The 11,514-nt window shown below is 68.8% G+C and carries 9 protein-coding genes and 1 pseudogene; 4 read left to right on the top strand and 6 right to left on the bottom strand.

The genetic code is table 11. The annotated features are described in order from the left end of the window. The first annotated feature begins 702 nt into the window (after nucleotides 1-702). Entirely contained in the window at nucleotides 703-828 is a 126-nt protein-coding gene (locus HHX33_RS36550; protein ID WP_259402891.1) for a hypothetical protein, read from the top strand. 55 nt (nucleotides 829-883) lie between these two features. Here the strand turns inward: HHX33_RS36550 and HHX33_RS27240 are convergent, their stop codons facing one another. The 5 genes and pseudogenes from HHX33_RS27240 to HHX33_RS27220 all read right to left on the bottom strand — a co-directional run bounded on the left by HHX33_RS27240 (nucleotide 884) and on the right by HHX33_RS27220 (nucleotide 5,102). Then, a complete protein-coding gene (locus HHX33_RS27240) occupies nucleotides 884-1,312 on the bottom strand; it encodes a YkvA family protein (protein WP_182877083.1) in 429 nt (142 codons plus the stop codon). Between the two features lie 119 nt (nucleotides 1,313-1,431). After that, the gene (locus tag HHX33_RS27235) at nucleotides 1,432-2,403 is read right to left on the bottom strand and encodes a YihY/virulence factor BrkB family protein (RefSeq protein ID WP_182877082.1); all 972 of its coding nucleotides are present in this window, start codon (nucleotides 2,401-2,403) and stop codon (nucleotides 1,432-1,434) included. Then, the gene (locus HHX33_RS27230; protein ID WP_182877081.1) at nucleotides 2,400-3,356 is read right to left on the bottom strand and encodes a DUF3618 domain-containing protein; all 957 of its coding nucleotides are present in this window, start codon (nucleotides 3,354-3,356) and stop codon (nucleotides 2,400-2,402) included. The genes HHX33_RS27235 and HHX33_RS27230 overlap by 4 nt, the downstream gene beginning before the upstream one ends. Then, the gene (locus HHX33_RS27225) at nucleotides 3,353-3,751 is read right to left on the bottom strand and encodes a phage holin family protein (protein ID WP_117409578.1); all 399 of its coding nucleotides are present in this window, start codon (nucleotides 3,749-3,751) and stop codon (nucleotides 3,353-3,355) included. Before HHX33_RS27225 ends, HHX33_RS27230 begins: the two co-directional genes overlap by 4 nt. 49 nt (nucleotides 3,752-3,800) lie before the next feature. Further along, a pseudogene (locus tag HHX33_RS27220) lies at nucleotides 3,801-5,102 on the bottom strand (RNA-guided endonuclease InsQ/TnpB family protein). A gap of 469 nt (nucleotides 5,103-5,571) precedes the next feature. Here HHX33_RS27220 and HHX33_RS27215 point away from each other — a divergent pair. The 3 genes from HHX33_RS27215 to HHX33_RS27205 all read left to right on the top strand — a co-directional run bounded on the left by HHX33_RS27215 (nucleotide 5,572) and on the right by HHX33_RS27205 (nucleotide 11,055). After that, nucleotides 5,572-7,980, top strand: a complete 2,409-nt coding sequence (locus HHX33_RS27215) for a glycoside hydrolase family 48 protein (protein WP_310741552.1) — start codon at nucleotides 5,572-5,574, stop codon at nucleotides 7,978-7,980. Nucleotides 7,981-8,106: 126 nt separating this feature from the next. Then, nucleotides 8,107-10,512 carry a glycoside hydrolase family 9 protein gene (locus tag HHX33_RS27210; protein ID WP_182877078.1) on the top strand — a complete coding sequence of 802 codons (2,406 nt, stop codon included), beginning with the start codon at nucleotides 8,107-8,109 and terminating at the stop codon, nucleotides 10,510-10,512. 132 nt (nucleotides 10,513-10,644) lie between these two features. Next, nucleotides 10,645-11,055, top strand: a complete 411-nt coding sequence (locus HHX33_RS27205; RefSeq protein WP_117409575.1) for a cellulose binding domain-containing protein — start codon at nucleotides 10,645-10,647, stop codon at nucleotides 11,053-11,055. Between the two features lie 127 nt (nucleotides 11,056-11,182). Here HHX33_RS27205 and HHX33_RS27200 read toward each other — a convergent pair whose 3' ends face one another. After that, complete coding sequence (locus HHX33_RS27200) at nucleotides 11,183-11,446, bottom strand: hypothetical protein (protein ID WP_117409574.1); 264 nt, start codon at nucleotides 11,444-11,446, stop codon at nucleotides 11,183-11,185. Between the last annotated feature and the right edge of the window lie 68 nt (nucleotides 11,447-11,514).

The following is an 11,514-nucleotide window of genomic DNA, read 5'->3' as shown; positions in this document are numbered from 1 at the left end:
TCGCGGGACAGCTCCTCCAGGCCGGACACCCGACGATCACATCATCTGCACGCCGGTTGATCAAAGTGACGGACCGTCACGCATCCGACCGAACCCTTACACCGCGCGCACGACCTGAATACTTACCAGTAGGTCTGCATCGTGCGTTCAGCTTCTGGGCTGGTCGACCAACACAAACCTAGGAGTGCGATACGTAAAGGTCCACAACAACTGCGGATCCAAGAAGTGCTACCGCGTGGTTCAGTCGGGCGGCAACCCTCTGTTGAGCGTTGCCGCATACGCCACCGAGACGGACAGCTACTCCAGCACCGTTTTCCCTCAAGGAACTGGCATTTACGACGCTTCATGCACGGGGCTGGCCAGCCTGTCTCCTGAGTTCTAGAGCCCCCCGCTCAGGAGGCAGATCAGCCTTCAGTACTCCAGTCACACTTCGCGATCTTCGCGGTTGAGGTGGCATGGAACGGCCATCACGTGATCACTTGGAGTTTGTGAAGACATCTGGAGATCGCGTGATGGCCGTGGCCGCAGGGTGGACCCTGCCCGCCAGATCGTCACCCTCACCGACCTGATGACGCGGATCGCGTCTCGGTTCAGCCGCATCGCGCCACGCGGCAGGCGCCTACGCGGGGCCTGCTGCCGGACGTCGAGCGGAAGAACTGCCGGAACCTGACCGAGCAGGCCGGGCTGAGCGGCCCGCAGACCATGCGCCCTCTGCTGCGCAGTGCACGCTGGGACGCCGCCGAGGCCGTACGCGATGACGAGCGTGGCCACGTGAGCGAACAGCCCTGCGACAGCCACGTCCGGATCGTCGACGAGATCGGCACATGACCGGACGATGGCGACGACACGCGATCCTCGGCGCGGGCCGTACGCCGGTGACGGGTCATGGGCCGGCGGGCGGCCTGTCCAGTCCGGTCAGCCTGGCCAGGGTGGCGAAGCCGTCGTCGGTGCCGGGCCAGTGGCGGCGCACGGCGGGCAGACCGGCGCGACGCACGACCGAGCGCAGGACCGCGGTGACCACGATGGCGTCGTCGGCGTATCCGAGGACGGGGATGAAGTCGGGCACCAGGTCGATGGGGAAGGCCAGGTAGGCCAGCAGCAGGCCGAGCCGCACGCGCACACCGCGGGGCAGATCGGGGTCGGCGGCCAGACGGCGCACCAGACGCAGCACGTCGGGCAGCAGCCGCAGCGCCTCACGCAGCAGTCCCCCGCGCGGCCGGACGACCGCCAGCATGCCGATCAGAGCGATCCAGGTGACCAGCAGCGCGACTGCGACGCCGATGAGCAGATCCCACGCCCACGATCCGGTCACGCCCCCTCCCCCAGGTCACGGCCGGGCGGCCCGGCGGCCATCAGCGGTGGCAGGACGCGGCAGGCGGCGCGGGCGCATGCCGCCACTGCCGTAACCATACGCGGCATGGGCATGCGTCGTCAGCCGGTGCGGGACTCGCTCAGGCCCTCTTCGGGGGCCGGCTCCTTCGGGGGGTCCCGGGGGTCGACGTACGGCTCCGCGGGGGACTCGCCGTCGGCGATCCTGCGCCCGCGCTGGAGCTCGGCGTCGAGCTGGGCCCCGGTCAGGATGACGATGTTCGACAGCCACAGCCAGATGAGGAAGACGACCACCGCCGCGAGCGTGCCGTACGTCTTGTTGTAGGAGCCGAACCGCGCGACGTACAGCCCGAAGCCCGCGGAGACCACGACCCAGGCCACGACGGCCAGCAGGCTGCCCGGGCTGAGCCAGCGCACGCCGGGCTGGCGCACGTTGGGCGCGGCGTAGTAGAGCAGCGTGATCATGCCGGCCGCGAGCAGCACCAGGACCGGCCACTTCACGATGCTCCAGACCGTGACCGCGGCGGGCCCGAGGCCGAGCATCCCCCCGGCGATCTCGGCGAGGCGGCCGGTGAAGGTCACGGCGAGCACGGAGGCCGCCATCAGGATCACCAGCAGGAGCGTCAGGCCGACCCGGAGCGGGGTGACCTTCCAGAACGGACGGCCCTCCCGGATGTCGAAGATGGCGTTGGTCGCCCGGATGAAGGCGCCCATGTAGCCGCTGGCGGCCCACAGCGCGAGCAGCAGACCGGTGATCGCGAACACCCCGGCGGTGCCCTGGTGCTGCTGAACGTTGGCGAGGCCGGTCTGCAGCAGTTCCTGGACCGGCCCCGGCGTCAGCGACTTGAGGTTGTCGAGCAGCGGGCCGATGGCGTCCTGGCCCAGCAGGCCGAGGATCGACACCAGCACGATCAGACCGGGAAAGATCGACAGGACGGCGTAGTAGGTCAGCGACGCCGCCCAGTCCTGGACGTTGTCCTCCTTGAACTCCCTGGCCGTGCGCTTGGCGACTCCGATCCAGTCGCGGCGCGACAGCCTTTCCAGCGGCCCCTGCTCGTCCTCGGGGTCGGTCATCGGTGGGCGAACCTCCGGGTGAACGTGTTGTGCTTCGCGGTCGCGAACACCCGGCCTCCGCGCATCGCGCGGGTCCCGCCGAACATGCCCTTGCCGAACGCGCCCTTTCCCGCCATGCCCTTGCCCGGCATGCTCTTCCCGAACATGCTCGCGCCGCCGAACTTGCCCTTGCCGCCGAACATGCCCTTGCCGAACATGCCCTTCCCGCCGAACATGCCCTTGCCGAACATGCTCCGGCCGGGCATCCCCATGCGGGACATCGCCGGGCGGCCGCGCACACCGGTCCTGCCGTACAGGCGGATCCGCGCGGGCAGGCCGGCCTTCGCGGAGAGGCTCCGCCTGCCCGTCACGCCCCGCTTGCCCAGCAGACCCGGCCCGCTCAGGAAGATCGGCACGCCGAGCCCGGTGGTCTTCGCCGTACGGCCCCTGCCCCCGGTCATCCGGCGCAGCAGCAACACCGCGCCCCCGGCGGCGGCGACCGCGCCGGCGGCGGCCACGAGGCCCGGACCGGTTCTGACCTGCTCGCCGGCCCGGCCGGCCGCCTCACGCATGTGCGTCGGGGCGGCCTCACGCACCCGCCCGGCCACTCCGGTGGCCCTGGCCCGCGCCGCCGTCATGGTCGCGTGCATGCGCTCCTGCGCCCGGCCCTTGATGTCCGCCTTCGCGGCCAGGGCCTCGATCGTGTCCCCGAGATCGTCGCGGGTGCGCTCGATGTCCCGGCGCACCTCCGAGATCTCGTCGTGGCCCTTGTCGTGCTCGCCGCCTCTCCTCCCGGTCTCGGTCTCGGTGCCCCCCGTCGTGTCCCGCGCCGCGGCGACGGGCTCCGGGCCGGGCCTGGCCTGCCGTACGGCGTTGAGCGACTCGGTGTCGGTGACCGGCTCTGACACGTCCTGTCTGTGCACTCCCACGGTCCCGGCGTTGGGCCGGGCCGCACCGGGGTCGGTCTCGGTCATCTGCGCGCACTCTCCTTCATGACGTCGATGTCTGCCTTGAGGCTGCGCATCGCCTCGTCGGGAGTGGGCGGCGCCGCCCGGGACATCTGCTCCTTGCCCACCAGGGCGAGCAGCCCGGCGATCGCCAGCAGCGCGGCGCCCACGATCAACGCGGCGGCCCACGCCGGCAGGATCAACGCGAGCGCCAGAATCGCCGTGGCCACGAGGGCACCCCCGCCGAGCAACGCGACGACGCCGGCGGCGCCGAGCAGGCCGGCGCCCATGCCGGCGCGCTTGCCCTTGCGAGTCATCTCCAGCCGCGCCAGTCGCAGTTCGTCGCGGATCAGCCGGGAGACGTCCTCGGACAGCCGTCGGACGAGATCGCCCGTGGACGGCGACTCCTTCTGGATGGTCATGGCCTGCCTCCCTTCCAGGTTGGGAAGCGCCTACCCGCAGCCAAGAGCCCTAACCACCACCGTCCCCGGGGTGGTGGGGGGAGAGACCGGAACAGTTGACATCCTCCCGGCCCTGAAGGGCCGGGATTCCAACCGTCGCCGGTTGGGCTTCCTGCTTCACCGCCGGTCGCCTCGTCCGAGAGGACTCTCGTTGAGGTCTTACACCGGCTTCACAGGCGTTTTACCTCTCCGCCAGCCCGGCGGCGAGGATGTTCTTGGCGGCGTTGACGTCCCGGTCGTGAACCGCGCCGCAGGCGCATCGCCAGGTCCGGACGTTCAGCGGCATCGATTCGACCAGCGTCCCGCAGGCAGAGCACAGTTTCGAGCTGGGGAACCACCGGTCAATCACGACCAGTTCCCGCCCGTACCACTGCGCTTTGTATTCCAGCATCGACCGCAGCTCCCGCCACGAGGCATCGGAGATAGCACGGGCTAGGCGGTGGTTGCGGACCATGGTGCGGACAGTGAGGTCCTCGATCACGACCGTTTGGTTCTCACGGACGAGCCGGGTCGAAAGCTTGTGCAGGTGGTCGCGGCGGCGGTCGGTGATCCGCACGTACACGCGGGCGACCTTGAGCCGGGCCTTGGCCCGGTTCGCGCTACCCTTGGCCTTGCGAGCAAGCGCCCGCTGTGCCTTGGCCAGCCGCCTGCGATCGGCCCGCTCATACCGGGGGTTGGCGACCTTGCCGTCCTCGTCGGTCAACCCGTCGATCGGGCGGGACAGAGCGAGCAGACTTGTGATCCCCGCGTCCACCCCGATCTGGTTGTCTGTCGGGGCGAGCGGGCGGATCTTCTCCTCCACCAGGATGGACACGAACCACCGCCCGGCCGCGTCCTTGCTCACGGTCACCGTGGACGGCTCCGCTCCTTCGGGGAGCGGACGCGACCACACGATGTCCAGCGGGCCGTCCATCTTCGCCAGCCACAACCGGCCGTCCCGCCAGCGGAACGCGCTGCGGGTGTACTCCGCCGACGCCCGCGACTTCTTGCGGGACTTGAAGGTGGGGTACTTGGCCCTCTTGGCGAAGAAGTTCGCGAACGCCGATTGCAGGTGCCGCAACGCCTGCTGAAGTGGCACGCTGGACACCTCGGAGAGGAACGCCAGTTCATCGGCGCGCTTCCAGGCGGTGAGCGCGGCCGAGGACTCCACGTAGGAGACCTTCCGGCCTTCCAGGGTGTAGGCGCGGGTCCGTTCCTCCAGGGCCTTGTTGTAGACCAGGCGCACGCACCCGAACGTCCGGGCAAGCTCATCAGCCTGCTCGGGTGTCGGATGGAAGCGGTACTTGTACGCCCGCTTCACGATCTGCACCATACCTCACATGCTAACACATGATCAGTTAAATATCGTTCGTGTGTTCGCATCCCGTGCGGCACCATGCCGTGTTTCCTCGCCCGCCCAAAGGCGGAGGTCTCCACGCCCAAAGGGTTTCGGATGAAAGTTTCAGTTCTACGCGCGCACAGTTTTTTGTCACAGGCGGGCAAAAGGCCAGCAAGGGGCCTCGGCTCACGGCACCGTACGGCCACGGGGTGAGGCTCCGGCAACGCGTCATTGACATACCGGGGGCCCAATCCACAATCCTGATGTGGGAGCGCTCCCATCGTATCGGTTCAGATCCACCCCTGCCCGCATCGGCTGTCGAATCCGCTACCTGGCACTTCTTCAGCCGATGCTTCCCACCCCTATTCTTTTTGGAGACCCCCCGCAAATGCGAACGAGAGCTCTTAGCACGGGAGCGCTCCCACGATCGCGGAGACGGATCGCCCTGCTGGCGGCCGCCACCGTGTCCGGTGGCCTCCTCGTCGGGCTGACGCAGACGCCTGCGTCCGCCGCCGTGGCCTGTGATGTCCAATACGCGCTCAACTCCTGGGGTTCGGGCTCCGGCGGTTTCACCGCCAGCCTGGACATCAAGAACCTTGGCGACCCGATCAGCAGCTGGACGCTGAAGTTCAACTTCCCGAACGGGCAGAAGCTGTCGAACGGCTGGTCGGCCAACTGGAGCCAGAGCGGCGCCACCGTCACGGCCACGAACATGTCGTGGAACGGCAACCTCGGGTCCGGCGCGACGACCAACGTCGGGTTCCAGGGAACGTGGACCGGCAGCAACAACAAGCCCGCCTCGTTCTCCGTCAACGGGGTGACCTGCGGGGCCGTCGTGAGCCCGTCCCAGTCTCCGTCCCAGTCGCCCTCGCAGTCGCCGTCCCAGTCCCCGTCGCAGTCCCCGTCGCAGTCGCCGTCGCAGTCGCCCTCGCAGTCGCCGTCGCAGAGCCCCTCCGCGTCGCCGTCGACGAGCCCCAGCACGGACAACCAGTACGTCAAGAACTTCCTGACGATGTACAACAAGATCCACGACCCGGCCAACGGGTACTTCTCGCCGCAGGGCGTGCCGTACCACTCGGTCGAGACGCTGCTCGTGGAGGCGCCGGACCAGGGCCACGAGACGACGTCCGAGGCCTACAGCTACTACCTGTGGCTGGAGGCGATGTACGGCAAGGTCACCGGCGACTGGTCGAAGTTCAACACCGCGTGGCAGTCGATGGAGAAGTACATCATCCCGGCGCGCGCCGACCAGCCGACGAACGACAAGTACGACCCCAGCAAGCCGGCGACGTACGCGGGTGAGTGGAACGACATCTCGGGGTACCCGTCCAAGCTCGACAGCGGCGTCAGCGTCGGCACCGACCCGATCGCGAACGAGCTGAAGAGCGCGTACGGCACCTCCGACATCTACGGCATGCACTGGCTGCTGGACGTCGACAACACCTACGGCTTCGGCCGCTGCGGCGACGGCACCACCAAGCCCGCGTACATCAACACCTACCAGCGCGGCCCCGAGGAGTCGGTCTTCGAGACCATCCCGCAGCCGTCCTGCGACACCTTCAAGTTCGGCGGCCCCAACGGGTTCCTCGACCTGTTCACCGGTGACGCGTCGTACGCGAAGCAGTGGAAGTACACCAACGCGCCGGACGCCGACGCCCGCGCCGTCCAGGCCGCCTACTGGGCGCTGACCTGGGCGACCGAGCAGGGCAAGCAGTCGCAGATCTCCACCTCCGTCTCGAACGCGGCGAAGATGGGCGACTACCTGCGCTACTCGATGTACGACAAGTACTTCAAGCAGCCCAACTGCACCAGCACCTCCTGCCCGGCGGGCACCGGCAAGAACGCGTCGAACTACCTGCTGTCCTGGTACTACGCCTGGGGCGGCGCGACCGACACGTCGGCCGGATGGGCGTGGCGCATCGGCTCCAGCCACAACCACTCGGGCTACCAGAACCCGCTGGCGGCCTGGGCGCTGTCGAACGTCAACGCGCTGAAGCCCAAGGGCTCGACCGCGGTCACCGACTGGTCGACCAGCCTCACCCGCCAGCTGCAGTTCTACAAGTGGCTGCAGTCGGCCGAGGGCGGCATCGCCGGCGGCGCGACCAACAGCTGGGAGGGCCACTACGCGGCCCCGCCGTCGAGCCTGCCGAAGTTCTTCGGCATGGCCTACGACTGGCAGCCGGTCTACCACGACCCGCCGTCCAACCAGTGGTTCGGCTTCCAGGCCTGGACGATGGAGCGCGTGGCGGAGCTCTACTACGCCAGCGGCAACACCGACGCCAAGGCCATCCTCGACAAGTGGGTCGCCTGGGCGCTGGCGGGCACCACGGTGAACTCCGACGGCACCTTCCAGATCCCCTCGACGCTGGTGTGGACCGGTCAGCCGGACGCCAGCTTCAGCGGCACCGGGATGCCGCCGGCCAACACCGGCCTGCACGTGACCATCCGGGACTACACCGACGACATCGGCGTGGCCGGTTCGTACGCCAAGGCCCTGATGTTCTACGCGGCCAAGTCGGGCAACGCCCAGGCCAAGGCCACGGCCAAGGCTCTCCTTGACGGCATCTGGAAGAACAACCAGGACGCCAAGGGCGTGTCGGTCAACGAGACCAAGACCGACTACAACCGCCTCGACGACCCGATCTACGTCCCGTCCGGCTGGAGCGGCAAGATGCCGAACGGTGACCCGATCAACAGCAACTCGACCTTCATCTCCATCCGGTCCTGGTACAAGAACGACCCGGACTGGCCGAAGGTCCAGTCGTACCTGAACGGCGGCTCCGCGCCGGTCTTCCGCTACCACCGCTTCTGGGCGCAGACCGACGTGGCCACCGCGCTCGGACAGTACGGCCTGCTCTTCCCGAATGGCTGAGCACGCCGTGTAGGCCGGGGTGCGGTGTCGCCTGACCCTTCACCGCACCCCCAGTAAGCCGGGGCGCGGCGGCGCCTGACCCGCCGCCGCGCCCCCGACCCCCCCACCTATGCGAGGCACACCTTCATGCGGCGTACGTTCCCGGCTCTGGCGGCGCTGATCATCTCCTCGGCGGTCGTCCCGGCCGCCGTCCCCTCCACCGCCGCGGCGGCCCCGGCGTACAACTACGCGGAGGCCCTGCAGAAGTCGCTCTTCTTCTACGAGGCCCAGCAGTCCGGCAAGCTGCCGTCCACGAACCGCGTCTCCTGGCGCGGCGACTCGGCCCTGAACGACGGCAAGGACGTCGGCCTCGACCTGACCGGTGGCTGGTTCGACGCGGGCGACCACGTCAAGTTCGGCCTGCCGATGGCGGCGAGCACGACGATGCTGGCGTGGGGCGCGGTCGAGTACCGCGACGCCTACACCTCGTCCGGGCAGATCTCCTATCTGCTCAACAACCTGCGCTTCGTCAACGACTACTTCGTCAAGGCCCACCCCTCCCCGAACGTCCTGTACGGGCAGGTCGGCAACGGCGGCGACGACCACAAGTGGTGGGGACCGGCCGAGGTGCTGCCGATGGCCCGGCCCGCCTACAAGATCGACTCCTCCTGTGGCGGCTCCGACCTGGCCGGCGAGACCGCCGCCGCGATGGCCGCCTCCTCGATGGTCTTCCGGCCCACCGACGCGACGTACGCCGACAAGCTGCTGACGCACGCCAAGCAGCTCTACACCTTCGCCGACACCGTGCGGGGCAAGTACAGCGACTGCATCACCGACGCGGCCGGCTACTACAAGTCCTGGAGCGGGTACAACGACGAGCTGGTCTGGGGCGCCATCTGGCTCTACCGCGCCACCGGCGACTCCTCCTACCTCGCGAAGGCCGAGTCGTACTACGCCAACCTCGGCACCGAGCCGCAGTCGACCACCAAGTCGTACAAGTGGACGATCGCCTGGGACGACAAGTCGTACGGCTGCTACGCGCTGCTCGCGAAGCTGACCGGCAAGCAGCAGTACGCCGACGACGCCAACCGCTGGCTCGACTGGTGGACGGTCGGCGTCAACGGGCAGAAGGTCGCCTACTCCCCCGGCGGCCAGGCCGTGCTCGACCAGTGGGGGTCGCTGCGTTACGCGGCCAACACCGCCTTCGTCGCGCTCGTCTACAGCGACTGGCTGACCGACGCCACCCGTAAGGCGCGTTACCACGACTTCGCCGTCCGCCAGATCAACTACGCGCTCGGCGACAACCCACGCAAGTCATCGTTCGTGGTGGGCTTCGGCGCGAATCCGCCGCGCAACCCGCACCACCGGACCGCGCACGGCTCCTGGTCCGACAACCTCAGCGAGCCGGCGCAGAGCCGCCACATCCTGTACGGCGCGCTCGTCGGCGGCCCGACGTCGGCCAACGACGCCTACACCGACAGCCGCAGCGACTACACGATGAACGAGGTCGCCACCGACTACAACGCCGGCTTCACCAGCGCGCTGGTCCGGCTGGTCAAGGAGTACGGCGGCACTCCGCTGGCCGGCTTCCCCGGCACGGAGACCCCGGACGGACCGGAGATCTATCTCCAGGCGTCGGTCAACGCCACGGGCTCGACCTTCACCGAGATCAAGGCGCTCGTCGTCAACCACTCGGCCTGGCCGGCGCGTGCGCTGAGCGACGGGTCGTTCCGCTACTACTTCACCCTCGACGGCGACACCACGCCCGGCCAGATCACGCTGAGCTCGGCGTACACCCAGTGCAAGCAGCCGACCGGCCCGACGCAGTTCTCCGGGAAGATCTACTACGTCACGATCGACTGCTCGGGTCAGGTCGTCGCGCCGCAGGGGCAGTCGCAGTCGCGGCGCGAGGTCCAGTTCCGGATCGCCAGCTCGGGCTCGTGGGACCCGTCGAACGACTGGTCGTACAAGGGCGTCGCGACGACGCCGGGGTCCACGCCGGTGACCGTGGAGAACATCACGCTCTACTCGGGCTCCAACAAGATCTGGGGCAACGCGCCCGGCACGGAGCAGTCCCCGTCGCCGAGCCCGTCCGCCAGCCCGTCCGGCAGCCCCTCTCCCTCGCCGAGCCCGTCGGTCTCCCCGTCCCCGTCCCCGTCGCCCAGCCCGACGCCGACCTGCCCGCCGTCGAACACCGGTGGCTGCGAGCCGCCGTTGTCGCCGTCGCCGTCGGTCAGCCCGACACAGTACGGCAAGGCCTGCACCGCCACGTACAAGATCACGAGCTCGTGGCAGGGCGGCTTCCAGGCGGACGTCACCGTGCGCAGCTCCGGCACCACGGCCATCACCGGCTGGACGGTGGGCTGGACGCTGCCGAGCGGCCAGAGCATCTCCCAGTTGTGGAGCGGCACGCTCAGCCAGAGCGGGTCGAACGTCACGGTGAAGAACCTGTCCTGGAACGGCTCGCTGGCCCCCGGCGCCACCACGAGCTTCGGCTTCACCGGTAGCGGCACCGGCTCCATCCCGTCCCCCGTCACCTGCACACCCGCGTAGCCCCTCCCACGGGCTCGCCCACAGTCGCCCGCCTTCCCCAGTCGGACCCCTCTCTGGGGAAGGCGGGCATCCACCTTTCTCCTGGCAAGTCGGCACCATCCATACGGACATGACCGAGGGAAGGAAAGCACGATGATCAGGACGACAATCGCCGCGGCGGCGCTGGCCCTGGCGTCCGTGGGGACCGCGGCGGCCACGGCCGCTCCGGCCGCCGCCGACTCGCTCGGCTGCACGGCGACCTACGTGATCAGCAGCGTCTGGGGTGGCTCGCAGAGCTACGGCGCGCTCGCGCAGGTGACCGTGCGCAACAGCGGGTCGTCGGCCATGAAGGGCTGGCGCGTGTCGGTGCGTTACACCGACGGCACCGTCGTCAACCGGGTCGGAGGAGCCGTGTCACTCCCGGTGATCGGCCTGCCGGGCATCTACGCGTTCGGCAACGAGAGCTACAACGGCGCCCTCCCGGTGGGCGGTTCGACCGTCTTCAGCCTCCTGACCAGCGGGGGCGGAGGCGGCGCTCCCGCCGTCACCTGCACGCCCTCATGACCGGCGCCTGACGGCGGCAACCACACGACGATCCCCCCGGGAGGCCTCCTCCCGGGGGGATCGTCGTCATGCGCTGTGTCGTGTGACACGTCGGAAACGGTTCACCAAGCCACGTCCGCCGGCCTCGTCACCAGGCCTCCGGCGGCAGGTTCACGTCGCCGACACGGTCGTAGATCACGGTCTCGTCCGCAAGCCTGACGACCACCACTCGGCGGGCCAGCCCCGCTCTCTCCAGCGCCTTCGCGGACTCCACCGCGTTCTTCGCGTAGTGGTAGCGGTCACGGCTGCCGGTGTACGGGCTCTCCCTGTCGCACCTGACCTCGTAACGGTCGTCAGGCCACGGATGGGCGAGCCCGTCCAGGTTGCGGCGCTCGATAGCGGTCGCGGTCATTGCACACCTCTCTTATCGCGGGGACCCCCGCTCAGAAAGACCCCCCTGCCCCCCATTCATCCAAGTAT

Source organism: Microbispora sp. H10670, from assembly GCF_014161385.1.
In the GTDB taxonomy this organism is placed as follows: Bacteria; Actinomycetota; Actinomycetes; order Streptosporangiales; family Streptosporangiaceae; genus Microbispora; species Microbispora triticiradicis.
Note: the sequence above shows the minus strand (reverse complement) of the source record. Positions and strands in the feature narration are given on the sequence as shown.